This window comes from Streptomyces sp. 11x1 (assembly GCF_032598905.1).
Lineage (GTDB): Bacteria > Actinomycetota > Actinomycetes > Streptomycetales > Streptomycetaceae > Streptomyces.
The window spans coordinates 2,117,949-2,143,343 of record NZ_CP122458.1 but is presented as its reverse complement, the minus strand read 5'-3'; the positions used below and the strand labels follow the sequence as shown (position 1 = coordinate 2,143,343).

Sequence of the window (25,395 nt, the reverse complement as noted above, 5' to 3'; positions counted from 1 at the left end):
ACGCGAAGGGGAATCTTGTGATCACCACTGACCTGACGCCCGGCTCCCCCTGCTGGCTGGACCTCGGCGTCCGCGACCTGCCGGCCGCGGCGGCCTTCTACCGGGCGGTGCTTGGCTGGGAGTACGAGCCCATGGGCGGGGGTGAGGGGGAGGAGACGGAGGGCGCGGGCGGAGTCTTCCGCAAGGACGGCAAGGTGGTCGGCGGGCTCGGTGAACTCACCGAGCAGGGCGCGCGTTCGGCCTGGATGATCTACTACACGGTCACCGACGCGGACGCCACGACGCGGGCCGTGGAGAGCGCCGGCGGCACGGTGCGGGTGCCGTCGAGGGACCTCGGCGACTGGGGGCGGATGGCCCAGTACAGCGACCCGCTCGGCGGCCAGTTCGCCGTCTGGCAGCCGGGCACGAACGCGGGCTTCGAACTCGCGGACGAGCCGGGCTCGCTGACCTGGACGGAGCTTTACACGACCGACGCCTCGGCGGCCAAGGAGTTCTACGGCGGTGTCCTCGGCTGGCAGTTCGGCGAGATGCCCATGCCGGGCGACGCGGGCGCGTACACGCTCATCACGCCCGCCGGGCTTCCCGAGGAGCGGATGCAGGGCGGCCTCATGCAGCTGCGGGCCGAGGACCTCGCCCTGAACGACGGACGGCCGTACTGGCACCCCGTCTTCGCCGTCGCCGACTGCGACACGGCCGTGGCGGCGGTCACCGGGCACGGCGGCAGCGTGCAGATGGGCCCCGAGGACATGCCGGGCGTCGGCCGGCTCGCCGTCTGCCTCGACCCGTCGAACGCGGACTTCGTCCTCCTCGCCGCCGAGAGCTGACTCCTCGCGGCCCTTCTGCGCCTCCCGCGCCACCGTCCTCAAGGCGGTGGCGTGCTCACCGTTGCGGAAATCGCGATCGGCATCCATCATCCCATCAACAGGAATCCTGTTGATTCAATGTTGGAGCGATGGGTGGGTGCGATCATGTCGTTCGGTGCCAGAATCCAGGCCAGAGGGGTGCAGCTGCTGCTCAGTGGCGTCATGACCCGTGTCCACCAGGACCTGCGCTTCACCGACGTCCCGAAGCGGACGGAAGCCCTCCGGGTGGAGACAGGCGCCGGGCCGGTCGACTGCACCGTCTACCGCCCGCCGACGACCGCCCCCGCGCCCGCTCCCGTGTACGTCAACTTCCACGGCGGCGGCTTCATCGTGGCCCGCCCCGAACAGGACGACCACATCTGCCGTTACATCGCCGCCACGGCCGGCTGTGTCGTCGTCAACGTGGACTACGCCGTCGCCCCGCAGCGCGTCTTCCCCACCGCCGTCACCCAGGCCTACGACGTCGTCGAGTGGATCGCGGAGAACGGCGAGGCTCATGACTGGGACGGCTCGCGGATCGCCGTCGGCGGACACAGCGCGGGGGCCAACCTGACCGCCGGGGTCTGCCGGACGGCCCGCGCCCGGGGCACCTTCACACCCCGCCTCCAGATCATCGACTCCGCGCCGCTCGACATGGTCGCCGACCCGGCCACCAAGCGGTCCCGCATCGCCAAACCGCTGCTCAGCCCGCAGCTGATGCGGATCTTCACCGCCGCCTACGTCCCGGATCCGGCGGATCTCGCCGACCCGCTGGCCTCGCCCGGACTCGCCGACGACCTCGCCGGACTGCCGCCCGCCCTGGTCATCACCGCCGAGAACGACCGCCTGCGCGACGAGGGCGACGCCTACGCCGAGGCCCTGACAGCCGCCGGGGTCCCGGTCACCCACCGTGTCTTCGAGGGCGTCGACCACTACTTCACCCACACCGGCCCGGTGCCGGCGGGCAAGGCAGCGATCGACCTGATGGCCACGACCCTGCGCACTGCCCTCGACGCGACGGTCCCCGACGCGGCCTGACGACGGTTCGCATGCGGCGACGGCTCGCGCCGGACGGCGGCCGCTTCCGAGGGCCGCGCGTCCTCGGGAGCGAATACGCTCGACTGCGCGCCCCATGGGCGGGGAAGCGATCACCACGCGGAACCGGGCCCGTCGGCGACCCGGCCCGAACGACGGCGTCCATCTGGGACCGGCCGAACCGACGCCGAATCGACGAAAGGCATGATGTGCGGCTGCACACCCGGGAATGGGGCGCCGGTGAGCGGATCGCCCTGCTTGTTCACGGCATCATGTCCGACTCCCGCACCTGGCGCCGGGTCGCCCCGGCGCTCGCGGACCTCGGCTACCGGGTGATCGCCGTGGACCTGCGCGGCCACGGGCTGTCAGCGCGCGGCGAGTACAGTCCGCGGCTCTTCGCCGACGACCTCGTCGACACCCTGCCCCGACAGGCCGACCTGGCCCTCGGGCACTCCCTGGGCGGGCTCGCCCTCTCCCTCGCCGTCGAACGGCTGCGGCCCCGGCGGGCGGTCTACTCGGACCCCGCCTGGTCGTCCGCCGACCCCGACCGCCGCGTCGGCCCCGAGGTGTTCGCCTCCTTCAAACGAGCCACCCGCGCACAGACGGCCGCGCTCAACCCGCGCTGGGACCCCGAGGACGTCGACATCGAGATGGCCACCCTGGCCGCCTGGGACGCCGGCTCCGCCCACTTCCTCGGCGGCCGCCCGCTCAGCGGCTTCGTACCCGACCGCCTCGTCGTCCCCTCCCTCCTCCAACTCGCCGACCCCAGCTACCTGGTCGGCCCCGAGGACGCCGAGCGGCTCAGGTCCGACGGCTTCGCGGTCCGGACGGTCCCCGGAGCGGGCCACACCATCCACCGGGACGACTTCGACGGCTTCATGACGTCCCTCGACGGCTGGATCTGACGGTCGCGCGCCCTCTCCACTGCGGCCACCGGGGCGGCCTCTGCAGTGCCGTGGCCAGGCCCTGTCGTCACATTCCCGCCTGCCCCGCGACGCCATGCACGCGCTCTCGACGCACCGGGCACTGACCCGAGTACGTCCGGTACGCCGGTCAGTGCCCGGCACGCCGAGAGCACGCTCCCCCGGTCTCGGCTGCGCTCGACCGGGAGGTACCCCCACGACGCCGCCAGGCCGCCCTCCGGGCGACGACGGGAATGTGACGACAGGGCCCAGAAGCGTCCTGAAGATCTTGAAAATGCGCCCGGCTTGCCCTACTTGATGGCGATTGGCATTTACCGGAAATCCAGGGTGAGTCGGGCGGCCAGAGCAAGATCTTCAGCGGTCTCCTAGGGAGCGGTGCGGGCGCGCTCGTACAGGACGGGGTCGTGCGCGTTGACGACGGTCAGATCGGCGTCACGGCGGCGGTGCAGTTCGACGAGGCGGGCGTGGTTGGCGCGCACCTGCTTCAGGTCATGCGCCAGCAGGTTCTCCACGGCGCGCAGGGCACGGGGGACGGGGGCGCGTCCGTCGATCGTCCCCCGGTGGAAGAACGCGTCGCCGGCGTGCAGGATCCAGCGGCTTCCGGTGTCGACCGCGACGCAGGCGTGGCCGCGGGTGTGCCCCGGAAGGGACACCAGGACGACGCCCGGGGCGACGGCGTCGAGCTCCTTGGCGGCGGCGAAGCCGCGCCACGCCTCGCCGTCCGGCGTGTGCTCGACGATCTTCGGCCCGTGGGCCCACTGCGCCGACCGGTACCGGGACCGCTCCCGCCGGGACGGGGAGACCATCGCCCCCAGGGCCTCGGCCGCGGTCGTGTGGACCTGGGCACCGGGGAAGTCGGAGATGCCGCCGATGTGGTCGTGGTCGAAGTGGGTGACCACGATGTGCCGTACGTCCTCCCGCCGGAACCCGAGGGCCTCGACCTGACGCGCCGCCGTCTCCTCGGCCCTGAGTACGGGCCTGATCAGACGCCGGGAGGGCCCCAGCCGACGGCCGGGCTCGGCGATGTCGCTCAGCCCGAACCCGGAGTCCACCAGCACCAGTCCGCCCGGTGCCTCGACCAGCAGGACGTGGCACACCAGCGCGCCGGTGAGCGGGAGCATCGTCCCGCAGTTGAGGTGGTGCACCTTCACGGCCGTACCGCCTTCGGGGTGTCGGGGAGAGGCGAGCATGCGCGCGGGGCGCGGCTCGCTCCACGGCCTCCGGGGGAGGCCCGGCGACAGCGTACGGGCCGCGTCCGGGCCTGCGTACGGCGAGTCCCCTGGCCGTTGACGGCCCGGCAGACGACATCGCTGCCCTGCCGGTAGGGGACCCGCAGCGCGGCGGAGCGCGGCATCGCCGGGTCCAGCCGACCCGGGCCGGCAGCGGCCGCGGGTCCACGCCGTACGCGTCGACGACCAGGACGAGGTGGCGCAGGACGTTCGGCGCGACCGGCGCCCCCGCCCGTCGCGGCAGCGGCCGCGACGGCCTCCCCGGCCCTCACCAGCCCCCGGCCTCATCCCTCGTCGGCGGGCGGCGGGCCCCAGGCCGCCCCGGTGCGCAGGCGGTACGCGGCCACGGCGGACTCCACGGTGGGGTAGAAGTGCCGGGGGTCGATGGTGCGGGTCAGGCCGTAGCGTTCGATCTTGCGGCGTACGGGGTCCTTGAGCTCGGCGAACACCAGGTGCACATGCCGGGCGTTGAGCTCCTCGTCGAGTTCCTCCAGCACGTCGGCGGCGGTGGTGTCCACGTCGGTCATGGGCTCCGCCGCGATCACGATCCAGCTCGGCCGCGGCTCGGCGGCGGCCAGGCGTCTGACCTCGTCGCGGAAGGCCTTGGCGTTGGCGAAGAAGAGCGGCGCGTCGAACCGGTAGATCACCAGCCCCGGCAGCTGCCGGGCCCGCGGGTAGGAGCGGACGTCGTGGTAGCCCTCCAGGTCGGGCACCCGCCCCAGTACGGTGTTGTACGGCCACCAGGCGCGGCGGAAGACGTTGAGGACGGACAGCGCCACGGCGACGGCGATCCCGGGCAGTACACCCAGCAGCGCCACGCCCACGAAGGCCGCGAGGCAGAGCAGGAACTCCGCCGGGCGCTGGCGCCACAGCCGTACCGCCCCCGGCAGGTCGGCCAGGGAGAGCGACGCGGTGATGACCACGGCCGCCAGCGCCGGCTGCGGCAGATCGCGGAACAGCCCCGGGACCAGCACCAGCATGAGGACGATCAGCGCCGCGCCGACGACCCCGGTGAGCTGGCTCCTGGCCCCCGCGCGCTCCGCCACGGCCGTCCGGGACCCGCTCGTGCTGACCGGGAAGCCCTGGAAGAGGCCGGCCGCCAGATTCGCGACCCCGACCCCGGTCATCTCCAGGTTGCCGCGGACCTCCTGCCCCGTGCGGGCCGCGAAGGCCGACGCGTTGGAGATCGTGTCGGCCAGGGACACCAGGGCGATGCCCAGTGCTCCGCCGAGGAGCGGTACGAGGTCGGAGAGCCGGATCTCGGGGATCGTGAACGGCGGGAAACCCTCGGGCAGTTCGCCGACCAGGCTGACGTCGCGGGCGCCGAGGTCGAAGGCCGTGGCCGCGGCGATCGCCAGGACCACCATCACGAGCACCGCGGGGACCTTCGGCAGGAAGCGCTGGAGCACCAGGATGACGGCGATCCCGCCGCAGCCGACCGCGGCGGCGGCCGGCACCACCGCCCCGTCGGCGAGTTCCCGGACGAAGCCGGCGCCCTCGCCGATCAGACCGTCCGCCTCCACCTTGAAGCCGAGCAGCTTGGGCAGCTGACCGATCAGGATGGTCAGCGCCAGGCCGTTCATATAGCCGATCATCGTCGGCTTGGAGATCAGGTCGGCGATGAAACCGAGCTTCGCCACCGACGCCAGGATCATGACGGCCGCCACCATGAGCGCGAGCATCGACGCCAGCGCGACGGCTCGGTCCGGATCCCCGTCCGCCGCCACCAGGGGCAGCACGGTGGCGGCGATCATCGGCCCGAGTGAGGAGTCCGGGCCCAGCACCAGGATCCGGGACGGCCCGCACACCGCGTACCCGAGCAGGCAGAGCACCGTCGTGTAGAGGCCGGTGATCGGCGGCAGGCCCGCCAGCTCGGCGTACGCCATCCCCTGGGGGACCAGCAGTGTGGTCAGGACGACCCCCGCGACCAGGTCCTTGACCAGCCACTCGCGCCGGTAGGACGCCACCGCTTCGACCCCGGGGACCGCCCGTACCCGGGCGAGCAGCCCTCGACTCTCGCGCTGCGTTGTCACAGACCGCCCCGTCCTTCCGTCCCGGCACCGCGCACAGCGTGGCACGCGAACGGCCGGGACCCCGGCGCGGACGGTGAGGTGTCGGCCTGCCGGACGGCGACGTCAGCCGAGGTCGAAGAGGTTCGGCAGCCGCAGGAGGTACCGGGTCCGGTCGTGGCGCTTGAGCGCCTCGAACTCGGGTGCCCGGTACAGCGGGGTGACGGTGCACCGCTCGGCGGACGAACCGATCCGGTCCAGCAGGGCGTTGACGGCCTGCCGGGCGGAGGTGTTGGCGCCCTCCATGGTCGCCAGGTCGATGGGTACGGCCACGTAGTCGCCGGACAGGAAGAGGTTGGGGATCCTCGTGGCCGAGCGCGGGCGGTGGTGGAAGGTCCCCGTCGGATGGATCAGCAACTGCTCCTCGTTGACCGGGTTCGGGGTGCCGAGTCCGTCCACGGCCGGGTCGAGGAACCAGGAGTGGAGCACGGAGTCCTTCAGGACCGTACGGCCGGTGTCGTTGAGCGCGGCCTTCAGCTGCGCCCACACCTCGCGGGCGACCTCGGCGCGGGTGCACTGCTTGGCCGTCTTCCCGTACAGGATGCCGGGCCGGTCCCACTCGGAGACGTCCACGGAGAGGCAGTCCGCGACCGTGCCGTCCCCGAAGTCGGCGGGGAAGTCGTGGCCCGGCCAGTGCTGCGCCTGCGCGATCGCCGTCAGCGACCAGGGGGAGTCGATGAGGTCGAGATGGCCGTGCAGGATCGGCGTGCGTTCGGTCAGATAGAACTGGATGCCGGTCATCCAGTCGGTCTGCAGCCGGTCGCACGCGGCGAGTTGGGGGTCGGCGGCGCGCACGGCCGGGTTCCAGGTGCGCCGGGCGTGCTCGACCGGCATGGCCGAGATGTAGTGGTCGGCGGTGATGGTCCGCCGGGTGCCCGTCGGATCCTCGATGACGGCCGAGCCGATCCGGCCACCGTCCGGGGTCAGGTCACGTACGGTCCAGCCGATCCGGAACTCGACCCCGAGGGACCGCAGATGGGTCACCCACGGGTCGATCCAGGCCTCGTTGGTGGGCGCGTCGAGGATCCGGTCCAGCGGGCCGTCCGCGCCCCGCCCCAGCAGGTTGAAGGCGAAGGCCTCCAGCAGGGTGGCGACGGTACGGGTGCTGGCCTCCTCCGCCTTGGTGGCCACGATGTTGCGGGTGATGCCGACCGCGAGGATCCGCTGGTAGTCGTACGACATCTGCCCGGCGCGGACGAACTCCCACCACGGTGTCCGCTCCCAGGTCTCGTCGCGGCGTTCGTCGCAGCTGGTGAGGAAGACCAGGAAGCGGTTGGCGAAGTAGAGGGCCTCGTGCAGGGGAAGTTTGAAGGCGGTGTCCAGCAACGCGGTGACGGCTCGGCGGATCTCGTCGGGGGTGAGGTCGGCGGGGCTGTTGTCCGGCCAGGGGAGCGGGATCCTGATGTCCTCGCGGCCGCTGGACCGGGCGAACAGCATCTCCTTGGGGGCGACGAGGTTGTCGTGCACGCCATGGGCGTTGCCCGGGAAGGGGATGCGGCGCATGGTGTCGGGCAGGTTGTGATAGATCCCCGGGATGAAGCGGAAGCCGTGCTCCCCGGGCAACGGGGCACGGCCGCCCGTACCGCTGCCCGGTACGTCCATGCTGCGGGCCTTGCCGCCGAGCGCCTTGCGTTCGTACACCGTCACCCGGAAGCCGCGCTCGGCGAGTTCGTGCGCCGCCGTGAGACCGGCGACGCCCCCGCCCAGGACCGCCACGGTGTGTGGAGCGGCCTCTTGCCGCGCCTCATCCCGTGCCTCCGCCCGCGGCGCGGTGCCGAGGGCGACGGCACCACCGGCGGCCGTCGCCGTACCCAGGAAACCTCTGCGTGTGGTGCCGCCCAGCGTGTCCATCGCCCACCCCTTACCGTCGGTAACCATTGGCGTACGAAGATAGGAGCGCCACAGCGATCCCGAAAGACGACCGACACCGCCGGCGTCACTTTGGCTTGATGCCGCGTCAGGCCACCGCAGCCGTCCCTCGCCGGCCCCTGCCCCGCCACCCCCTACGCGGCCGGTGTGGTGTGCGTCACCGCGGCCGGATTGAGTGGCAGGCCAGGGGCGTGCACGTACCCTCCCGTGACGCGTGGGACCAGGACTGCGAGGATGGGGCGCGATGACCGCTGGGGGGTGTTCCCGCATGCTCAGGGCCGCCGTGTTCGCGGCCGTCTGCGTGTTGCTCACCTCCCTCGGGCACGTCCTGATGTCGGGGGCCGCGGTGCCCTGGTGGGCCATGGTCGCGGGGACGGCGGTGACCGGCGGCGCGGCCTGGTGGTCGGGCGCCCGGGAGCGCGGCCCGCTCCTGGTCGGCTCCGCCACGGTCGCCGCGCAGGCGTTCCTCCACGCGATGTTCTCGCTCGCCCACACGGTGGTGCGGTATCCCCGGGGCGCCACGGGCCCGGCCACGGACGCGTTCGGCCACGCGACGGGTGCCCCGCCCGTCCGGTCCGCCATGGCGACGATGGACCACACGACGGGAACCCCGCCCGTCTCACCTTCGACGGAGCACCTGGTCGCGGCGGTCACGCACGGGCTGGAGCACATCATGGGCGGCCTGCCCTCGACGGGCATGCTCGCCGCCCATCTGCTGGCCGCGCTGCTGTGTGGCCTCTGGCTCGCCCACGGTGAGCGTGCCGCCTTCCGTATCCTGCGGGCGCTCGCCGGATGGCTGACCGCGCCCCTCCGCCCGCTCCTCGGACCGTCCGCGCCGGCGTACCGTCCGCCGACCCGCGCCCGCCGCGCCCGTACGGACGGTGCGCCGCGCCGCCATCTCCTCATCCACGCGATCACCTCCCGGGGGCCACCGGCCGGGGCCGCTGTCGCCGTCTGACGACAGCCGGTTTCCCGGGGCGTCCGCGAGCACGACGCGCTGTCGGCTCCACGCCCCGGACACAGGCCGCACCCCCGAGCGCGCCGATCGGCACCGGCCGATCCGCGCGCGCCGGGGCTGCCCCGTGTCCCACCACGCCAACAGCTCACCCATTCAAGGGAGTTCCCCGTGCACCGCTCCACCCTGCTGCGTACCCTGCGTCGATCCGGCGCGCTCACCGCGGTCGCCCTCGCGGCCGTCGTCGCCGTCGCGGGGCCCGCCGCGGCCCATGCGGACGTCGAGGCGAAGGGTGCCCGCGCCCTCGACCAGAACGTCGAACTGACCTTCTCCGCCGCGTCGGAGTCCACCACGGCCGGCATCACCAAGCTGGAGGTGATCCTGCCCGAGGGCATCGCCCCCGCCGGCATCACCTACGAGAAGGGCCCCGACGGCTGGAAGCTCAGCCCCACCAGCCGGGGCTACACCGTCTCGGGCGAGAAGCAGGCGGTGGGGGAGGACGTCGAATACGTCGTCACCGTACGGCAGTTGCCCGACGCGAAGTCACTGGTCTTCAAGACCCTGCAGTCCTACAGCGACGGCAAGGTGGACCGCTGGATCGAACTGGAGGAGGAGTCCGGAGACGGCCACCACGGCCACCCGGCACCCCGGCTGGACCTGAAGGCCGCCGCGCCCGGCGCGAAGCCCGTCAGCCCCACGCCCACCCCCTCCGAGGAGCCCACGACGGCGGCCCCCACGAAGGAGGCCACGAAGGAGCCGGACGCCGAGAAGCCGTCGGCGGAGCCCGCGGCGGCCGGCACGGACGGCGACGACGGTCTCTCCCCGGCCGTGCCGCTGGGCATCGGCGCGGCCGTCCTCGTCGCGGTCGGCGGCGGAGTGTGGTGGCTGCGCGGCCGCCGCGGCGGAACCGCCTGATCGCGGACCCACGCGAGCCTGGCTCCGGGACGAGCCCGGCCTCGGGGGATCCCCGTCCGCGGGCGAGCCCCTTCCCGGAGCGGGCCGTGGCCGCGACCGGCCGCGGACGCCCGCGGCGCCGGACGGTGAATCGGCCGGGAGGGGGTATGCGGATGTCGGTCAACAGCCGTGGGGAAAGGATCGAGGATGACCGACGACGCCTATCTGTTCCTGCTCGACGACGAGTCCGTACCGCTCGGCGTGGCCCCCGCCGCCGTCCAGGACCTCGCGTGCATGGAGACGCCCGCGGTCCGCGCGTGGCTGGACGCCCACGGGACCACGCCGACCTCCGCGCGCCTGCGCCTGCTGCCGCCGGAGGAGACGGCCGCCATCCCCGAGGGGGCGGAGCGGGTGCCCGTCCCGCTGAGCGACGAGGAACTGAGCCGGGTCCGCCACCGGTTGGCGCCGGAGCCGCTGGCCCGGATCGAGGAGGAACTGCTCGCCTACCGCGACTGCGCGGACGGCCGGGACGGCCTGATCGGCCGCGCCCTGGCCGCGGGAGTGCCGCCGCACCGCATCGCCGAGCTGACGGGGATGGACCCCGCCACGGTGACGGCCGCGGCGAACGGCTGAGCTGCCGCGATGGGAACCGTGGTCCATGTCCCGCAGACGCGGGACATGATCGGGGAGGAGCTCTCCGGCGACGAGGCGCTGACCGCGCTCAGGCGCTACGGGGGCCGCCGGCTGCTCCTCGACGCATTCGCCCGGTTCCGCTACGCGGACGGTTTCAGCCACTCCCGTTCGCTCGCGTTCCAGGTGGTGCTGGGCCTGGTGCCGTTCACCATCGCGCTGGTCGGTGTGGCCACCACCGTGCACACGGAGAGCGTGGGGCGGATCATCGAACTCACCGTGGGCCGGATCGTGCCGGGCGCCAGCGCGAGCCTGGTCGAGGACGCGCTGGACACCACCGCCCGCAGCGCCGGTTCGGGTGTCTGGAACGCCGTCGCCATGTGGCTGGGGCTCGCCTTCGCCCTGCTCAACCTCGCCTCGGCGATGGGGCAGGTGGAGCGGGGCGCCAACCGCATCTACGGCATCGAACGCGACCGGCCCTTCCTCGCCAAGTACGGGCGGGCCCTGCTCCTCGCGCTCGCCGCGGGCATGCCGATGATCCTGGGCTTCCTCGTGCTCGTGGCCGGGGACGCCGTGGGGAACGCGGTGGTGGAGGCCCTCGGCTGGTCGCGGGCGTGGCTCGGCCGGTGGGGCCCGCTCGAAGTGCCGCTGGGCGTCCTGCTCGCCTGGGCCGCGTCGGCGGTGATCTTCCGCTGGGCCCCGCGCAGGGACCAGCCGGGCTACACCTGGCTCGCGTTCGGCTCGGCGGTCCACCTGGTCCTGTGGGTCACGGCCACCTGGCTGCTGGCGCTCTACGTCGCGAAGAGCGGGTCCTTCGGCGCCGTGTACGGGCCGCTGACGGCGTTCGTCGCCCTGTTGCTGTGGGCCAACCTGACGGGCGTGGCGCTCTTCCTGGGCATCGCGTTCGCCGCCCAGCTCGAAGCGGCCCGCGCCGGCATCACCGAAGCCGTACGACCGGATCCCGGGCCGGGGCTGTGATGCCCGGCTCGGGACCCGGCAGGCCCTCCGGCGGCCGACTCGGGAGGCATGCATGGGACCATCGCGGGTACGGGCGCGTATGTGAGGGGGGAATGAGGGCGGGACACGTGGGATCGAATGCCGACGGCGACGGCTGTAGCGGGCCGGACACCTATCTGATGCGCGCCGGATACGCCTTGGGCGGCGAGGACGGCTGCATCGCCGATGCCCGCCACCACGCCCTCGCCTTCCTCGACCGTGCCCACGCCCAACACCACCTGCCCGTCTCAGCACGGGTACGGGACCTCACGCAGCTGGTGGTCAGCGAACTGGTCACCAACGCCCGCAAGTACGCCCCCGGGCCGGTGCTCCTGGAGCTGCGGGTCACCGCCGACAGCGTGGACATCGTCGTGTGGGACAGCGATCCCACGGTGCCCGCCGCGCAGGCCGCCGACCCCGACCGGATCGGACAGCACGGGCTGGAGATCGTCAAGGCCGTCACCGAGGACCTCTTCGTCGAGCGGGAGCCGGTCGGCAAGCGCATCACGGCACGTATAGCCCTGGCCGATCCGTCCGGTGGCGGCCGGTAGCGCACGGGCCGCGGTGGTTCGCGGGGCGGACGCCGGAGGGGCTCGGCGGACGTCAGAGGACCACGGCCATACCGACGAGTCCGATCACCATCAGCGCTGCCAGCACCAGGATCAGGACGAGGGACATCGAACCCCACCCCCTGCGCGGTTCGGGCGGCTCCGGGTGGGAGATGCCGTAGGTCCCCCCTTCGCCCGGCGGAGTCTCACCGGGCGGCACACCACGGGGGGCGTCGGCTCCCGGCATCCGTCGGGGGCACCGGGATCAGGGGTCGTCATGGCACACGCTCCTTCGGTGGCACTACTTGTTGGGCTTCGTGGAGCTGATGTCGCCGAGGGCCGACTCGGGGTCGCGCTCGATGGCCAGGTCCCCGAGGGAGACGATGCCCACCGCGTGCTGCTCCTCGTCGACGACCGGCATCCGGCGGACCGAGTGCTCACGCATCAGTTCCACCGCGCGGCGCACGTCGTCGTCCGGGCCGACCGTGACGAGGTCGTCGCTGCACGCGTCCGCCACGGTCGTCCGGTTCGGGTCGCCGCCCTCGGCCACCGTGCGGACCACCAGGTCGCGGTCGCTGACCAGCCCTCGCAGCCGATCGCCCTCGGTGACCAGGACGGCGCCGATGTCCTCGTCCCGCATCATCCGGGCCACGGTCGCCACCGGCGTCCGCGGCTCGACGGTCACCGGGGCGCTTGTCATCAGGTCGCTGACATGCGGAGTCATGGGAACCCATCCCACCGTGGAGTGGGACGGCACCTTTACCGCCGCTCGGTCTCGCGAGTACCCGTAACCGACAAAACCCCACGCGGTTGCTTCGGATGCCTCCCCATGGGCACCCATCCGTCTCGAACACCCCTGAAGTGAGCTCGACCACCCGGAAGTGAGCGAGGTGTCAGAGATGTCCAATCCGCAGCAGCCGGAACAGCGGCGCAGTGACAAGGGCGGTGCCACACCGCAGGACAGCGCCGAGCTGAAGGCGCGGCAGTCGGACGCGAAGCGCGGCGGCCATGCCCACGGCACGGACAAGGGCGACAAGGGCGGAGGCAAGGGAGGGGGAGTGCCGCCGGGTCAGCAGCCCGATCACCCGTAGTCGCTGTGTGCTCCTCGGATCCCTGGGCACTCGGGTGAGGCCCGTGTACGGGTGATGCGGGTGGTGCAGGTGATACCCGAGATGCGAGCGAGACGGAGGTGACCGATGGCGGCGCTCACGCTGGTGTCGACGTCGACGCTGTTCCTCACCCCGCCGGGTGTGTACGCACCGCAGTGGGACACGGAGTTGCTCACACGCGCCCTGTGCCGAGAGAGTGTCGACTCGTCCACCGACGTGCTCGACCTGGGGACCGGCAGTGGCGCCGTCGCCGTACAGGCCGCGCGTCTGGGTGCCCGGGTGACCGCCGTCGACATCTCCTGGCTCTCCGTGTTCACGGCACGCGTCAACGCGCTGCTCGCCCGGCGGCGCGTGCGCGTCCGGCACGGTGACCTCACCACGGCGGCCACGGGGCGCACGTACGACCTGGTGATCAGCAATCCGCCCTATGTGCCCTCGCCCGCCGACCGGATACCGCGCGGAGGCCGGGCCCGGGCATGGGAGGCCGGCCGGGACGGCCGTGTCTTCGTCGACCGCCTCTGCGCGGCGGCACCCGGGATGCTCCGCCCGGGTGGGGCTCTGCTGGTCGTCCACTCAGGCCTGTGCGGCAGCGACGCCACGCTGCGAAGCCTGGAGGGCGGCGGGCTGCGTGCCTCGGTCGTCGACCGCGCCGAGGTGCCCTACGGCCCGGTACTGCGTTCCCGCCGCCCCTGGCTCGTCCGCCAGGGTCTGATCGGCGAGGGCGACGACCAGGAGGAACTGGTGGTCATCCGTGCGGAACGCCCCTGACCGAGCAGTACGCCCCTGACCGAGCAGTACGCCCCTGGCCGTGCGGTACGCCCCTGGCGGCCTGTACGCGCCTTCGGCGCCCATCGGCATCCCCTCGGCCCTTGACCTCTTCTTCGCTCCCCGGCTCCCGTCGCGTACGACGGGAGCCGGTCACGTCCTGTTCTGGCGCTGGTCGCTGCTGGCGCGGCGGAGCCGGTCGGTGTGGCGGGTGACGTCGTCGACGCGGGCTGCGATGTCGGGGTGGCCCGGCGTCAGATAGGTGTGCGTGTCAGCCAGGGGGGCGATGAGGGCGGCGGCGTCGTCGGCGGCGAGGGCGGCGGTGAGTTCGACGAGGGGGGTGCGGGCGGCGGCGGGGAGGTCGGTCAGCGCGGTGATCCGCCCAGCGAGCCCGCGCAGGTCCGCGGCGTTGGCGCGGGCCCAGGTGGTGACGGTGCGGTCGGCGGCGCGGCGGTCGCGGGTGGCCTGTACGCGCTGTTCCCCGGTGGAACCGGGACGTCCGGGCCGTACCCGAAGGTAGCGGCGCTCGGCCGCCTGACGGCTGGAGACGCCGAGGGGGTGGGCGAGGTCGGCCCAGCTGGCGCCCGCCTCCCGGGCCGCCTCGATCAGACCCGCTTCCCACTCGGCGAGTTGATCCCGGGCCTCGCGGAGCATCAGAAGCGCCGCGAGGGCCTGCTGCGAGCTGGCCGGGTCGGGTTCGGGCCGGTCCCCGTCCTGGGGTGTCCGGGCCGAGTGCAGGGCCTCGTGGATCGTGTCCAGGGCCGCGGCGGCCGCGAGGAAGGACGTGGGTGTGAGACCGCCGGGGCTGCCGTGGTCGGAGGCGGGCTGATCGGCGCTGTTCATGGGCCCTCCGGTGCGGTGTCTTCCGAGGTGTCGGCTGAGGTGATGGTGGGTTATGTCGTCGCCTCGACGACTTTCTACTTGTCATCACTTGGATGACATGTTACAACGAAGGCAGGTGAAACGCATTGGCAGGAACGTGCCTGACCCGAACACTGGAGGTGTTTGCGATGTTGATGCGCACCGATCCGTTCCGTGAGCTGGACCGCCTCACCCAGCAGCTCCTGAACACGACCGGCACCTGGTCACGCCCGTCGGCGATGCCGATGGACGCCTACCGCGAGGGCGAGGAGTATGTGATCGCCCTCGATCTGCCCGGTGTCTCCCCGGACGCGATCGATGTCGACGTCGAGCGGAACATGCTGACCGTCAAGGCCGAGCGGCGCCCCGTCACCAAGGCGGACGACGTGCAGATGGAGCTCTCCGAGCGACCCCTGGGTGTCTTCTCCCGCCAGGTCGTGCTGGCCGACACCCTGGACACCGAGCACATCAAGGCGGACTACGACGCGGGTGTGCTGACCCTGCGGATCCCGATCGCCGAGCGCGCCAAGCCCCGCAAGGTTGCCATCGGCGGCGGCACCACGCACCGGGAGATCAGCGGCTGAGTCCCCTGTCGGCGGCCCGGACGAGCGCCCCGGGCCGCCGCGCCTCGCCCGCGACCCCCACCACGCTCACCCTCCTGCGACCCCCCCCTCGACCCTCCCGGACGAGAAAGGCGACCGCTTCACGATGTTCACCCTGCAAGAGCCGTGCCGGCACACCGTGGGCATGACGTTCGAGCAGATGCTGGAAAGAGTGCGCTACGAAGGCGCCTACCCCACCCGCGCCCGGGCCGAGGAGGCCGTGCGCACCGTCCTGGCCGCCTTCGGCCGACGGCTCACCGGCGACGAGCGCGTGGAACTCGCGGCCAGGCTGCCGCACGAGGCCGCTCGCTGCTTCACGGCGGAGATCCCCGACACCGAACCCGTCACCGGCTGGGGCTTCGTCAAGGACCTGGCGACCCGCACGGGTGGTACGCCGGCCACGACCCGCTGGGACACCGGCACCGTCCTGCGGATCGTCGCCCAGCTCGCGGGCGACGACCTCCTCGACCGCATCCTCGCCCAACTCCCACCCGGCTACGCCCTGCTCTTCGGCCGGGCCGAACTGCCCCCGGCACCCACGCCCTCCCTGGCCTCCGCAGGAGCCCCGACCGGCACGACGACCCTCTGAAGCCCGACGACCCTCCGAACAGCGGCGGGCCGGCCCCTCGTGGACGTGTGCAGGCCCCGCCGCTCTGGGAGGCTGAGGGGCATGACGGCGCAGAGCGTCGGGCACGTGCCGGTCTCGGTGGCCGAACTCGACGTGGACTTCGTGGTCTTCTCCGGCCACAAGACGATGGCCCTGCCCGGTTCCGGCGCGGTCTGGGCGCGCGGCCGGCACGGACCGCCGTTGCGGCCCGGCGGCTGGAACGGCATCCCCAACACGGTCGGAGTGGCGGGACTCGCGGCCGCGCTCGACTGGCTGACCGCCGCCGACCCGGCCCGCATCGAACGCTGGACCGTGGCGCTGACCACGCTGCTGACCGACCGCCTGGCCCGGATGGACGCCTACGAGGTGCTCGGCTGCCGGACGAGCCTCAGGGCCGACAGCGAGGTGCAGCGGCGCCGCAGCCTCGTCACCTTCCGGCATCGCGGGATCGGCTCGCAGGACCTCGGCTTCATCCTCTCCAGCCGAGGGTTCATGGTGCGCTCCGACGGCCACTGGCAGGCGGGCCGCGACCCGGAGGACGGTTCGGTACGGGTGAGCCTGCATGTGCACAACACCCCTGAAGAGATGGAAGAACTGCTCACCACCCTCGCCAGTCTGCAATGATTTCCATTAACAGGAACGGTTTCCGGAGACGGGGGCAGTGCGACAGGTATGGGTCTGAGTACGACGACGGCGGCGCGCTGGGTGGAGCGCTGGGAACGCCAGCAGCAGTTGTACGCGGTCGACCGTGAGGAACGGTTCGAGGTCATCGCGGATCTGGTCGAGCATGTGACCCGCGACCGGGCCGTGCCGCTCGTCCTCGATCTGGGCAGCGGCCCGGGGTGTCTGGCGGCGCGGCTCGCCGCCCGACTGCCGACCGCCGACGTGCTCGCCGTCGACGCGGACCCGCTCCTCCTGGAACTGGGCAGCGCCCACTACGGGCCCACTCTGCGCTACGTCAGAGCCGTGATCGGTGAACCCGGCTGGCTCGACGCGCTCGCCCTGGAGCGCCCGGTGGACGCGGTGGTGTCGACCACCGCCCTGCACTACCTCGGCACGGGGACCCTGCGGGGCGTCTACCGGGAACTCGCCGGGCTGCTGCGGCCCGGCGGCATCCTCATCAACGGCGACCACATCAGCCCCGACTCCACGAAGGTCTCCGAGCTCGCCCTCGACATCGGCCGCCGCCGGAGCGAACGCTCCGCCCTGCCCCTCGTCGAGGACTGGGACTCCTGGTGGGCCGGCGCCGCCGCCGACCCCGAACTCGCCCGGCTCCTCTCACACCGCGCGGACGCCGGACGCCCCCACTGCGAGGGCAACGACCTGACCCTCTCCGGTCACGTCGCCCTCCTGCGCGACGCGGGCTTCGAACACGTCGGGCCCGTCTGGCAGGTGGGCCCCAGCCACGTCCTGGCGGCCCTGCGGTGACGGCCGCCTAGACGGTCGCGAGGGAGACCTCCGTCGACTTGAACAGCGCGGTGACGGCGGAGCCCGCCGCCAGACCGAGTTCGGTGACCGCGTCCTTCGTGATCGCGGCGGTCAGTTCGCCGCCCTCGACCGCGACCCTCACCGCCGCCATGGCGGAGCCCGCGGTCACCTCGCGCACGGTGCCGGGGAGCCGGTTGCGGATGGACAGCCCGTCCACGGGGCCGGTGGCCAGCGACACCTCCGTGGCCTTGACCAGGGTGCGCACGGCCGTGCCCGCGGTCAGGCCGAGGGCTTCCACGGCGTCGAGGGTGATCGCGGCGGTGACCTCCTGTCCGCCGTCGAGGCGGACCCTGACGGTCGCCATGGCCTCCCCCGGGGTGACGGTGGTGATGGTGCCGTGCAGTTGATTGCGGATGCTCAGGCTCATGAGGGAACGCCTCGCAGCGGGTGACGGATCCGACCGGTGCGGACGGCCGGCCTCTGGACGGCCGTGCGGCCCACCGTAGCCCCGGGAGGCGCCTCGCGCCCGCGAGGCGACACCCGCGCCGTCCCTCGTCAGGCGGGGTAGGCGTGCGTCTGGCTCGCCTTGACCGTCGCCCAGATCTCCGTGCCCGGGTGGATGCCGAGCTCCGCCGCCGCGACGGTCGTCAGATCGACGGCCAGGGCGAGTTCACCGGCGAGGGAGGCCCGGATCTGGTCGCCGTGGGCGTCCATGCCGGTGACCTCGCAGTGCCAGAGGTTGCGGGCGCTGGAGCCGGTGGGCCGGTCCCGGTGGAGGGTGACGGCGCTGGGCGGAAAGGCGACGAAGACCGGGCCGGTCAGGTCCTCCGTCGTAGTGATCGCCGGTCCGTCGGGGAGGTGGACGGTGTGGCCGCGCGCCTCACCCCGGTAGAGGTTGAGGCCGACGAGGTGGGCGATGTAGTCCGTACGGGGATGGCGGGCGATGTGGGAGGGGGTGCCCTCCTGGACGACGTGGCCGTCCTCGATGACGACGAGACGGTCCGCCAGGACCATGGCGTCCAGCGGGTCGTGGGTGACGAGCACGGCGACGGCCTCGAAGTCGGCCAGGTGGCGCCGGAGTTGGGCGCGGACGTCGAGGCGGGTGCGGGCGTCGAGGGCGGCGAGGGGCTCGTCGAGGAGGAGCAGCCGGGGGTGGGTGGCCAGGGCGCGGGCGAGGGCCACGCGCTGCGCCTGGCCGCCGGAGAGCCGCCGGGGCTTGTTTCCGGCCTGGGCGGCGAGGCCCATCCGCTCCAGCCACTTCGCTGCCCGCGCCCGCGCCTCCGCCTTGCTCGCGCCGTGGCAGCGGGGGCCGAAGGCCACGTTGTCGAGGGCGGTGAGGTGCGGGAAGAGGAGATAGTCCTGGAAGACCACGCCGACCGGGCGCGACTCCGGTGGTCGGCCGTCCAGCTCGGCGCCGTCCAGTCGCAGCCGGCCACCGTCCGACAGCGGCACGAGCCCGGCGAGGGCCCGTAGCGCCGTCGTCTTGCCGGCGCCGTTGGGGCCGAGCAGCGCCACCACGTCACCGGGCGCGGCGGTCAGTGTCACATCGAGACGGAACGACGCGCCGCGTACGACCACCAGCCGGGCGTCGAGACCCTCGCCGGGTTTCCCGTCGTCGGTCATGAGGCGGTCATCCATCGGTCACGCAGCCCCCCGAGCACCGCGATCGACACGGCCAGCAGGACCAGGCTGAGGGCGATCGCCGCCTCCGGATCGTTCTGGAGGGCGAGGTAGACGGCGAGGGGCATGGTCTGGGTACGGCCGGGGAAGTTGCCGGCGAAGGTGATGGTCGCTCCGAACTCGCCCAGCGCGCGGGCCCACGCCAGTACGGCGCCCGCCGCGACCCCGGGCGCGATCAGCGGCAGCGTGACCCGGCGGAACGCCGTGAACCGGGAGGCCCCCAGCGTGGCCGCGGCCTCCTCGTACCGGGGGTCGGCGGCCCGTAGCGTGCCCTCCACGCTGATGACCAGGAACGGCATCGCCACGAACGCCTCGGCCACCACGACCCCGGCCGTGGTGAACGGCAGGGTGATCCCGAGCCAGTCGTCCAGCCACTGCCCGACGACCCCGTTGCGGCCGAGCGCCATCAGCAGTGCCACACCGCCGACCACCGGCGGCAGGACGAGGGGGAGGGTGACGAGGGCCCGTACGAGACCGCGTCCGGGGAAGTCCACCCGGGCCAGCAGCCAGGCCAGCGGCACCCCGAGGACCAGACTCACGGCCGTGGCCGCCGTGGCGCACACGAGCGACAGCCGCAGCGCCTGCCACACCTCGGGGCTGGTGAGCAGGTCGGGCATGCTGCGCCAGGGCGCCCGGATCAGGAGGGCGACGAGCGGGAGGACGAGGAGGACGAGGCCGATCAGCGCGGGCAGGAGCAGGGGGAGCGGGACACCCCCGTGGCGCCCGGGGAACCCTCCGCGTCCGGGAAGCCACCCGCGTCCGGGGACACGCCGGCGCCGCGGACCCCCGCCCAGGGTGTCCGCGGTGCCGGCCCCCTCCGGAGAGGAAGAGGCGGAAGGAGAAGGGGACGTCACGGCTCCAGGAACCCGGCCTCGGTCAGGACCTTCTGGCCCTCGGTGGACCGCACGAGCGCGATGAACGCCTTGGCGGCGTCGGTGTTCTCCGACTCCTTGAGCAGGGTGATGGGGTAGTCGTTGATGGCGTCGGCGGACTCGGGGAACTCCACGCCCCGCACCTTCTCACCGGCCGCCCGCACATCGGTCTTGTAGACGACCGCCGCGTCGGCCTCCTTCAGCACCACCTTGTTGAGCGCGGACCTCACGTCCTCCTCGTACGACACCGGCGTGAGCTTCAGCTTGCTCGCGTCGAGGGCCTTCCGCGCCGCGGCGCCGCAGGGCACGGCCTCGTCGCAGAGCACGACCTTCAGATCGGAGCCGGTCAGATCCTCGAGGGAGGAGATCCTGTCGGGGTTGCCGGGGAGGGTGGCGATCTCCAGCTGGTTGCGGGCGAAGGTCTCGGGGGTGCCGGAGGCGTCACCGGCATCGGTCACGACGGCCATCGTCCTGGGGCTGGCGGAGGCGAACACGTCCGCCGGGGCGCCGCCGGTGATGCCGGCGGCGAGCGCGTCGCTGCCGCCGAAGTTGAACGTCACCTTCGTCCCGGGGTGCTCCTTCTCGAACTGCTCGCCCAGCGTCGTGAAGCTCTCCTTGAGCGAGGCGGCGGCGAAGACGGTCACCTCCCCGGACAGCTCGTCCGAGCCGGAGGAGTCCGGCTTCGCGGAGGAGTCGGAGTCGGAGGAACCACAGGCGCTCAGGGCCAGCAGGGCGGCGCCACCGACCCCGACTGCCCGCAGGGTCAGCCTGGTCGTACGGGTCCGGCGTACGGCACGGGTCGTCACGGGTCCACTCCCTCTGGTCCTGCACGGACTGAACGGACTCGGCGACGGTCAACGCCCCTGATCAACTGGTCGACGCTCGCCGTCCCCGATTCCGTAGCCAGGTCTGCGCAGATGATAATGCCGCAAGTGCCAGGTGTAAGCCATCAGTGTCATCGCATGAGCCGGGCTTTCTGATGCTAGGCATGGCATGTGCGTTCGCACGAGAGGGCTGGGCGGCCGACGGGGTCAGCGGCGGGACATGTAGAGGTCGAAGGCCTTGTGCAGGACCTTGTTGAGCGGGAAGTCCCACTCGCCGAGGTACTCGACGGCCTCGCCGCCGCTGCCGGACTTGAACCGCAGGAGTCCCAGCAGGTGGTTGCTCTCCTCCAGCGTGTCGGTGATGCCGCGGAAGTCGTAGACGCCGGCGCCGAGCGCGTGGGCGTCGGTCATCATCCGCCACTGGACGGCGTTGTTGGGCTGCACCTCGCGCTTGCGGCTGGTGGAGGCGCCGTAGGAGTACCAGGTGTGTGTGCCGACGGTCAGCATCGTGGCCGCCGCGAGTACCTCGCCCTCGTGATGGGCGAGGTACAGGCGCATACGGTCGGTGTCCTCCGAGGTCAACGCGGTCCACATGCGCTGGAAGTACGCCAGGGGACGGGGAATGAACCGGTCCCGCCCGGCGGTCTCCACGTAGATCTCGTGGAAGGCGGGCAGATCCTCGTACGTGCCCCGCACGACCGTGACGCCTGCCTTCTCCGCCTTCTTGATGTTGCGGCGCCACTGCTGGTTGAGACCCTGCTGGATCTCCGCCAACGACCGCCCCGCGAACGGGACTTGGAAGACGTAGCGCGGCTGGCCGGCGGCGAAGCCGTCCTCGCCTCCGGGCTCGGCCGTCCGCCAGCCCATGCGGCGCAACCGGTCGGCGATGCCGGCGGCCCCCGGCTCGTGCACGGTGGCCTCCACGTCCCCCAGCCGCCTCGCCCCCGGGTCGGCGATCGCCGCCTTGACCGCCTCGGCACTCCAGCGACGGGTCACCACCGGCGGCCCCATCTTCACCGAGAACGCGCCCTGCTCCTTCAGATACCCGAGCATCGGCTCCAGCCAGCGCTGAAGATCCGGCGCGGTCCAGTCGATGACCGGCCCCTCGGGCAGGTAGGCGAGGTACCGTCGCAACTTCGGCAAGGGCCGCAGCAGCACCAGGCCCACGCCGACCAGCCGGTCGCTCTCGTCGAACCAGCCGAGGCTCCGCGCCCGCCAGTCCGGCTTCACATCGCCCCACGAGGGCACCTGCATGTGGCTGACCGAGGGCCGGGCCCGGACGAAGTCCAGATGATCCTCACGGGTGATCGCCTTCAGGCGCAGGCTCATACGCGGCGCTCCTTCGCTCGGCGCACCAGCCTACTGAAGGCGCGGGGCTCGTCCGGGTCTGCGCACGTACGCGAGTCGCCGTCACGCCCGGAGCAGGCATGGGCCGCCCCCGCGCGGTCACCGCCGTGCCCTCGTTGTCCACCGTGGGCATGGGCCAGGGCCCTCCGGTGCGAAGGGCCCTCAAGGCGGTGCCGGCGTCAGTTCTGGCAACCGCATCCCGAGGTGGTCTTGGCCTCGATCACGGTGAGGCCGGGGTCGACGGCGGTCTCGGCCGGCGTGCAGCAGGCCTCGACGCCGCAGCACGCGGCACTCGACTCGGCGGCCGGACGGCCGCTTTCGGCGGTCACCGGCTTCGTGGCGCGGACGATCGCGGAGTGCATGCCGTCGGCGACCGGGTGGGTCGGGGTGATCTCGACGTCGGTGAACCCGGCGGCTTCGAGTCCGGCGCGGTATTCGGCGAACGAGAGGGCGCCGGCGATGCAGCCGACGTGGTCGCCGCGCTCGGCCCGCTGGTCGGGCGTGAGGGTGTCGTCGGCGACGACGTCGGAGACGCCGATCCGGCCGCCGGGCCTGAGGATGCGGAAGGTCTCGGCGAAGACGGCGGGCTTGTCGGTGGACAGGTTGATCACGCAGTTGGAGATGACGACGTCGATCGTGTGCGCGGGCAGCGGGATCGCCTCGATGGTGCCCTTGAGGAACTCGACGTTCGTCGCGCCGGCCTTCGCCGCGTTGGCGAGAGCCAGGGCGAGCATCTCCTCGGTCATGTCCAGCCCGTACGCCTTGCCGGTGGGGCCGACGCGGCGGGCGGAGAGCAGGACGTCGATGCCACCGCCGGAACCGAGGTCCAGGACGCGTTCGCCTTCGCGGAGTTCGGCGACGGCGGTGGGGTTGCCGCAGCCGAGGGAGGCGGCCACGGCCTCGGCGGGCAGGGCGTCGCGCTCGTCGGCGGCGTAGAGGGTGGAGCCGAAGTTCTCGTCGACCTCGACGGGCTCGGGTCCGCAGCAGGCGGTGCCGCCTTCGGTGACCTGCACGGCTGCGGCGGCGTACCGCCGGCGGACGGCTTCGCGCAGGTCGGTGGTGGTCTGCTCGCTCATGACTTCACTCCTGGATGACGGGCATGGCGGTGCACGGAACGGCTTGAACGGCTTGTATTGACGTTCATTGATACAACCGTGCGCCTTGAATCGAAAAACGTCAACATAGAGGCATGTCGAAACAAGGGATTGCGGTGATCGGCCAGGACGCCGCCTGCTGCCCAGGGCTGTCCGCCGCGCCGCTGGACGAGGACCAGGCGGCCGACCTCGCGAAGATCTTCAAGGCGCTGGGCGACCCGGTGCGGCCGCGGCTGATGTCGATGATCGCCTCGCGCGGTGAGGGCGGGGAGGTCTGCGTGTGCGAGCTGACCCCGGCCTTCGACCTGTCCCAGCCGACGATCTCCCACCACCTCAAGCTCCTGCGCCAGGCGGGTCTGATCGACTGCGAGCGCCGCGGGACCTGGGTGTATTACTGGGTGCTGCCCAACGTCCTGGACCGGCTCGCCGCGTTCCTGACCACCACGCGGCCCGCCGGGGCCGCCGCGTGAGCGCGCCGCTCGGCCGCCGGGTTGCCGCCGAGGCGATCGGGACCGGGCTTCTGGTGGTGGCGGTGGTGGTCGGCTCCGCCATCCAGGCCACCGAGCTGTCCCGCGACGTCGGCGTGCAGCTGCTCGCCAACTCCCTGGCCACCGTCTTCGGTCTGGGCGTGCTCATCCTGCTGCTGGGGCCGGTCTCCGGCGCGCACTTCAACCCCGCTGTGACCCTGGCCGCCTGGTTCACCGGTCGTCGCACCCCCGGCGGTCTCGCTCTGCGGGACGTCGCGGCGTACGTGGCCGCCCAGATCACGGGAGCGGTCGGCGGGGCGGTCCTGGCCGACGCGATGTTCGCCGAGCCGCTGGTGAGGTTCTCCACCCACGACCGGTCCGCCGGTCACCTTCTCTGTGCTCGATGCCGGGGCGGCCTCAGGGGAGAAGGGCACGGGACACGTCCGGGCCACCGACGAAACGCACTGATCAGGCCCCACGAGACCGACGCACGCGCCAGACGTCCGTCACCGGTGACCGCAGAGCGCCTGTCGATCCGGCAGCGCGCCGCCGGTGGTGTCGCGCCGCCGGTGGTGTCGCCGGCGTGGGCGGCCACGGGTCCGGTTACGGCTGGTCGCGTGGTTCGCCGCGCCCCTGACTCGGCGTTGTTCCCGCCGTCTGCGAAGAGAGGCCCGCGCGCAGCTGCAACGGTGCCATGCCGTGCCAGCGGCGGACGGCCCGGCGCAGGGCGCGTTCGTCGGAGAAGCCCGCCTGGCGGGCCACCTCGCGGAGGGTGAGGTGAGGGCGGTGCAGGAGCAGTTCGACGCGCTCCCGGCGGACGCCCTCGACGATCGCCTCGTAGGAGGTGCCGCAGTCGGCCAGGCGGCGGCGCAGCGTCCGCTCGCTCGACGCGTGTCGGCGGGCCTGCTCGGAGAAGGAGGGGACGAACGGGAGGCTCTGCGCGACGGAGATCTCCAGGATCTCCAGCAGGTCCTGCTGACGACGGCGGGAGGCCATCTGCCCTTCGAGGAGTTCGAGGGTCGCGGCGTAGGTGACCGGATCGCGGCCCGGCATCGGCCGGTTGATCCATGCCTGCGGTACCACCAGCCGGTTGTGGGAGGCGCCGAAGTGCAGGGGGCAGCGGAAGAGGTCGCGGAAGGGCTGGACGTCGCGCGGGGCGGCGAAGGCGAAGTGGACCTCCTGGGGTGCGAGGTCGGCGTCGGCGGCGAGGCGGCCGAGGGTGACGACGCTCGAAAACGCCTCCTCGACGAGGAAGACGGCGACGTTCGGGTCGATCATCGGGTCCGGGAGGTCGGCCCGGATCACGTAGTCGGAGCCCTCCCGGCCCGCCGACCAGACCGTCATCGCCCCGGACACGTTCTGGAAGCGGACCCCCGCCTCGATCGCGACCTGGAGGGTGTCGCTGGCGAGCATGGCGAAGCCCACCAGACCCCAGGCGGTGAGGTGCTGCGCGGCTCCGACCCGCAGGCCCAGGTTCTCGTCCCCGGTGAGTTCGACAGCGCGCCGGATGACGGCACTGCCCTGGCGGTAGGAGACGCGCAGGGCCGCCGAGCGCATCAGGGTCTCGGTGAGACCGACCTGGGACAGTTCCGGCTGTAGGTCGACTCCGTACTCCTCGGTGATCTGGTCCAGATAGCGCAGAATGTTCGGGGAGATCGTCGCCGACGTGCTACGGGTGGTGCCGTTCTCCGGACGGGTTGCCTCGGTCATGGCTTCTCTCCAGGGCCGTACTCGCGACCACCTTAGGCA

At 72.4% G+C, this 25,395-nt stretch carries 27 protein-coding genes and 2 pseudogenes; 16 read left to right on the top strand and 13 right to left on the bottom strand.

The features are described 5' to 3' along the window. The first annotated feature begins 17 nt into the window (after nt 1–17). From P8T65_RS09570 to P8T65_RS09560, 3 genes are all read left to right on the top strand, one after another. Entirely contained in the window at nt 18–824 is an 807-nt protein-coding gene (locus P8T65_RS09570; protein WP_316725007.1) for a VOC family protein, read from the top strand. A gap of 144 nt (nt 825–968) precedes the next feature. Continuing rightward, nucleotides 969–1,880 (top strand): alpha/beta hydrolase, encoded by a 912-nt coding sequence (locus P8T65_RS09565; RefSeq protein WP_316725006.1) that lies wholly within the window; start codon nt 969–971, stop codon nt 1,878–1,880. A gap of 206 nt (nt 1,881–2,086) precedes the next feature. Continuing rightward, nucleotides 2,087–2,782: an alpha/beta hydrolase gene (locus P8T65_RS09560; RefSeq protein ID WP_316725005.1), complete on the top strand. Its 696-nt coding sequence runs from the start codon at nt 2,087–2,089 to the stop codon at nt 2,780–2,782. A 383-nt stretch (nt 2,783–3,165) separates the two neighbouring features. Here P8T65_RS09560 and P8T65_RS09555 read toward each other — a convergent pair whose 3' ends face one another. From P8T65_RS09555 to P8T65_RS09545, 3 genes are all read right to left on the bottom strand, one after another. After that, nucleotides 3,166–3,951, bottom strand: a complete 786-nt coding sequence (locus P8T65_RS09555; protein WP_316725004.1) for an MBL fold metallo-hydrolase — start codon at nt 3,949–3,951, stop codon at nt 3,166–3,168. Between the two features lie 362 nt (nt 3,952–4,313). Then, nucleotides 4,314–6,035: a SulP family inorganic anion transporter gene (locus tag P8T65_RS09550; RefSeq protein WP_399103035.1), complete on the bottom strand. Its 1,722-nt coding sequence runs from the start codon at nt 6,033–6,035 to the stop codon at nt 4,314–4,316. Nucleotides 6,036–6,164: 129 nt separating this feature from the next. Then, nucleotides 6,165–7,940, bottom strand: a complete 1,776-nt coding sequence (locus P8T65_RS09545) for an FAD-dependent oxidoreductase (RefSeq protein ID WP_399103032.1) — start codon at nt 7,938–7,940, stop codon at nt 6,165–6,167. A 271-nt stretch (nt 7,941–8,211) separates the two neighbouring features. Here P8T65_RS09545 and P8T65_RS09540 point away from each other — a divergent pair, with 271 nt between their 5' ends. From P8T65_RS09540 to P8T65_RS09520, 5 genes are all read left to right on the top strand, one after another. Beyond that, a complete protein-coding gene (locus P8T65_RS09540) occupies nt 8,212–8,925 on the top strand; it encodes a hypothetical protein (RefSeq protein ID WP_316725001.1) in 714 nt (237 codons plus the stop codon). A gap of 168 nt (nt 8,926–9,093) precedes the next feature. Then, complete coding sequence (locus P8T65_RS09535) at nt 9,094–9,837, top strand: DUF1775 domain-containing protein (protein ID WP_316725000.1); 744 nt, start codon at nt 9,094–9,096, stop codon at nt 9,835–9,837. Nucleotides 9,838–10,023: 186 nt separating this feature from the next. Continuing rightward, nucleotides 10,024–10,449 carry a DUF6003 family protein gene (locus P8T65_RS09530; RefSeq protein ID WP_316724999.1) on the top strand — a complete coding sequence of 142 codons (426 nt, stop codon included), beginning with the start codon at nt 10,024–10,026 and terminating at the stop codon, nt 10,447–10,449. Nucleotides 10,450–10,458: 9 nt separating this feature from the next. Further along, entirely contained in the window at nt 10,459–11,424 is a 966-nt protein-coding gene (locus P8T65_RS09525) for a YihY/virulence factor BrkB family protein (protein WP_316724998.1), read from the top strand. Between the two features lie 107 nt (nt 11,425–11,531). After that, complete coding sequence (locus P8T65_RS09520; RefSeq protein WP_316724997.1) at nt 11,532–11,993, top strand: ATP-binding protein; 462 nt, start codon at nt 11,532–11,534, stop codon at nt 11,991–11,993. A 52-nt stretch (nt 11,994–12,045) separates the two neighbouring features. Here P8T65_RS09520 and P8T65_RS09515 read toward each other — a convergent pair whose 3' ends face one another. Then, nucleotides 12,046–12,237: a DUF6480 family protein gene (locus P8T65_RS09515; RefSeq protein WP_316724996.1), complete on the bottom strand. Its 192-nt coding sequence runs from the start codon at nt 12,235–12,237 to the stop codon at nt 12,046–12,048. Between the two features lie 54 nt (nt 12,238–12,291). Next, nucleotides 12,292–12,714 carry a CBS domain-containing protein gene (locus P8T65_RS09510; protein WP_316724995.1) on the bottom strand — a complete coding sequence of 141 codons (423 nt, stop codon included), beginning with the start codon at nt 12,712–12,714 and terminating at the stop codon, nt 12,292–12,294. Nucleotides 12,715–12,889: 175 nt separating this feature from the next. Here P8T65_RS09510 and P8T65_RS09505 point away from each other — a divergent pair, with 175 nt between their 5' ends. Continuing rightward, nucleotides 12,890–13,081, top strand: a complete 192-nt coding sequence (locus P8T65_RS09505) for a hypothetical protein (RefSeq protein ID WP_184900938.1) — start codon at nt 12,890–12,892, stop codon at nt 13,079–13,081. Between the two features lie 105 nt (nt 13,082–13,186). Then, nucleotides 13,187–13,867 carry a HemK2/MTQ2 family protein methyltransferase gene (locus P8T65_RS09500; RefSeq protein WP_316724994.1) on the top strand — a complete coding sequence of 227 codons (681 nt, stop codon included), beginning with the start codon at nt 13,187–13,189 and terminating at the stop codon, nt 13,865–13,867. A gap of 150 nt (nt 13,868–14,017) precedes the next feature. Here the strand turns inward: P8T65_RS09500 and P8T65_RS09495 are convergent, their stop codons facing one another. Then, nucleotides 14,018–14,707 carry a type III effector protein gene (locus P8T65_RS09495; protein WP_316724993.1) on the bottom strand — a complete coding sequence of 230 codons (690 nt, stop codon included), beginning with the start codon at nt 14,705–14,707 and terminating at the stop codon, nt 14,018–14,020. Nucleotides 14,708–14,874: 167 nt separating this feature from the next. On the opposite strand from P8T65_RS09495, the gene P8T65_RS09490 reads away from it, so the two are divergent. From P8T65_RS09490 to P8T65_RS09475, 4 genes and pseudogenes are all read left to right on the top strand, one after another. Next, nucleotides 14,875–15,309 (top strand): Hsp20/alpha crystallin family protein, encoded by a 435-nt coding sequence (locus tag P8T65_RS09490; RefSeq protein ID WP_184900944.1) that lies wholly within the window; start codon nt 14,875–14,877, stop codon nt 15,307–15,309. Nucleotides 15,310–15,472: 163 nt separating this feature from the next. Next, nucleotides 15,473–15,916, top strand: coding sequence for a DUF2267 domain-containing protein (locus P8T65_RS09485; protein ID WP_316724992.1), 444 nt, complete (start codon nt 15,473–15,475; stop codon nt 15,914–15,916). Between the two features lie 87 nt (nt 15,917–16,003). Next, nucleotides 16,004–16,558 (top strand): annotated as a pseudogene (locus P8T65_RS09480) (aminotransferase class V-fold PLP-dependent enzyme); the annotation flags it as partial. Nucleotides 16,559–16,606: 48 nt separating this feature from the next. Further along, entirely contained in the window at nt 16,607–17,362 is a 756-nt protein-coding gene (locus tag P8T65_RS09475; protein ID WP_316724991.1) for a class I SAM-dependent methyltransferase, read from the top strand. A gap of 7 nt (nt 17,363–17,369) precedes the next feature. On the opposite strand, the gene P8T65_RS09470 is transcribed toward P8T65_RS09475, so the two are convergent. From P8T65_RS09470 to arsM, 6 genes are all read right to left on the bottom strand, one after another. Next, nucleotides 17,370–17,789 carry a TOBE domain-containing protein gene (locus P8T65_RS09470; protein WP_316724990.1) on the bottom strand — a complete coding sequence of 140 codons (420 nt, stop codon included), beginning with the start codon at nt 17,787–17,789 and terminating at the stop codon, nt 17,370–17,372. A gap of 128 nt (nt 17,790–17,917) precedes the next feature. Next, on the bottom strand, nt 17,918–18,985 hold the full coding sequence (locus P8T65_RS09465; protein WP_316724989.1) for an ABC transporter ATP-binding protein: 1,068 nt from the start codon (nt 18,983–18,985) through the stop codon (nt 17,918–17,920). Beyond that, nucleotides 18,982–19,896: an ABC transporter permease gene (locus P8T65_RS09460; protein WP_316724988.1), complete on the bottom strand. Its 915-nt coding sequence runs from the start codon at nt 19,894–19,896 to the stop codon at nt 18,982–18,984. The genes P8T65_RS09465 and P8T65_RS09460 overlap by 4 nt, the downstream gene beginning before the upstream one ends. Further along, the gene (modA, locus tag P8T65_RS09455; RefSeq protein ID WP_316724987.1) at nt 19,893–20,720 is read right to left on the bottom strand and encodes a molybdate ABC transporter substrate-binding protein; all 828 of its coding nucleotides are present in this window, start codon (nt 20,718–20,720) and stop codon (nt 19,893–19,895) included. Before modA ends, P8T65_RS09460 begins: the two co-directional genes overlap by 4 nt. 225 nt (nt 20,721–20,945) lie before the next feature. Then, nucleotides 20,946–22,067, bottom strand: a complete 1,122-nt coding sequence (locus tag P8T65_RS09450; protein WP_316724986.1) for a peptidoglycan bridge formation glycyltransferase FemA/FemB family protein — start codon at nt 22,065–22,067, stop codon at nt 20,946–20,948. Between the two features lie 197 nt (nt 22,068–22,264). Then, nucleotides 22,265–23,161, bottom strand: a complete 897-nt coding sequence (gene arsM / locus P8T65_RS09445; RefSeq protein ID WP_316724985.1) for an arsenite methyltransferase — start codon at nt 23,159–23,161, stop codon at nt 22,265–22,267. Nucleotides 23,162–23,274: 113 nt separating this feature from the next. Here arsM and P8T65_RS09440 point away from each other — a divergent pair, with 113 nt between their 5' ends. Next, a complete protein-coding gene (locus P8T65_RS09440) occupies nt 23,275–23,649 on the top strand; it encodes a metalloregulator ArsR/SmtB family transcription factor (protein ID WP_316724984.1) in 375 nt (124 codons plus the stop codon). Then, nucleotides 23,646–24,041: pseudogene (locus tag P8T65_RS09435) on the top strand (aquaporin); the annotation flags it as partial. The gene P8T65_RS09440 and the pseudogene P8T65_RS09435, both read left to right, overlap by 4 nt. Before the next feature lie 208 nt (nt 24,042–24,249). On the opposite strand, the gene P8T65_RS09430 reads toward P8T65_RS09435, so the two are convergent. Continuing rightward, a complete protein-coding gene (locus P8T65_RS09430; protein ID WP_316724983.1) occupies nt 24,250–25,356 on the bottom strand; it encodes an AraC family transcriptional regulator ligand-binding domain-containing protein in 1,107 nt (368 codons plus the stop codon). Between the last annotated feature and the right edge of the window lie 39 nt (nt 25,357–25,395).

Excerpts from the sequence above, each read along its gene's own strand:
- P8T65_RS09565 (WP_316725006.1), top strand. The coding sequence starts at position 969 with ATGTCGTTCGGTGCCAGAATCCAGGCCAGAGGGGTGCAGCTGCTGCTC.
- P8T65_RS09540 (WP_316725001.1), top strand. The coding sequence starts at position 8,212 with ATGACCGCTGGGGGGTGTTCCCGCATGCTCAGGGCCGCCGTGTTCGCG.
- P8T65_RS09530 (WP_316724999.1), top strand. The coding sequence starts at position 10,024 with ATGACCGACGACGCCTATCTGTTCCTGCTCGACGACGAGTCCGTACCG.
- P8T65_RS09525 (WP_316724998.1), top strand. The coding sequence starts at position 10,459 with ATGGGAACCGTGGTCCATGTCCCGCAGACGCGGGACATGATCGGGGAG.
- P8T65_RS09515 (WP_316724996.1), bottom strand. The coding sequence starts at position 12,237 with ATGCCGGGAGCCGACGCCCCCCGTGGTGTGCCGCCCGGTGAGACTCCG.
- P8T65_RS09510 (WP_316724995.1), bottom strand. The coding sequence starts at position 12,714 with ATGACTCCGCATGTCAGCGACCTGATGACAAGCGCCCCGGTGACCGTC.
- P8T65_RS09505 (WP_184900938.1), top strand. The coding sequence starts at position 12,890 with ATGTCCAATCCGCAGCAGCCGGAACAGCGGCGCAGTGACAAGGGCGGT.
- P8T65_RS09500 (WP_316724994.1), top strand. The coding sequence starts at position 13,187 with ATGGCGGCGCTCACGCTGGTGTCGACGTCGACGCTGTTCCTCACCCCG.
- P8T65_RS09495 (WP_316724993.1), bottom strand. The coding sequence starts at position 14,707 with ATGAACAGCGCCGATCAGCCCGCCTCCGACCACGGCAGCCCCGGCGGT.
- P8T65_RS09490 (WP_184900944.1), top strand. The coding sequence starts at position 14,875 with ATGTTGATGCGCACCGATCCGTTCCGTGAGCTGGACCGCCTCACCCAG.
- P8T65_RS09485 (WP_316724992.1), top strand. The coding sequence starts at position 15,473 with ATGACGTTCGAGCAGATGCTGGAAAGAGTGCGCTACGAAGGCGCCTAC.
- P8T65_RS09475 (WP_316724991.1), top strand. The coding sequence starts at position 16,607 with ATGGGTCTGAGTACGACGACGGCGGCGCGCTGGGTGGAGCGCTGGGAA.
- P8T65_RS09470 (WP_316724990.1), bottom strand. The coding sequence starts at position 17,789 with ATGAGCCTGAGCATCCGCAATCAACTGCACGGCACCATCACCACCGTC.
- P8T65_RS09465 (WP_316724989.1), bottom strand. The coding sequence starts at position 18,985 with ATGACCGACGACGGGAAACCCGGCGAGGGTCTCGACGCCCGGCTGGTG.
- P8T65_RS09450 (WP_316724986.1), bottom strand. The coding sequence starts at position 22,067 with ATGAGCCTGCGCCTGAAGGCGATCACCCGTGAGGATCATCTGGACTTC.
- arsM (WP_316724985.1), bottom strand. The coding sequence starts at position 23,161 with ATGAGCGAGCAGACCACCACCGACCTGCGCGAAGCCGTCCGCCGGCGG.
- P8T65_RS09440 (WP_316724984.1), top strand. The coding sequence starts at position 23,275 with ATGTCGAAACAAGGGATTGCGGTGATCGGCCAGGACGCCGCCTGCTGC.
- P8T65_RS09430 (WP_316724983.1), bottom strand. The coding sequence starts at position 25,356 with ATGACCGAGGCAACCCGTCCGGAGAACGGCACCACCCGTAGCACGTCG.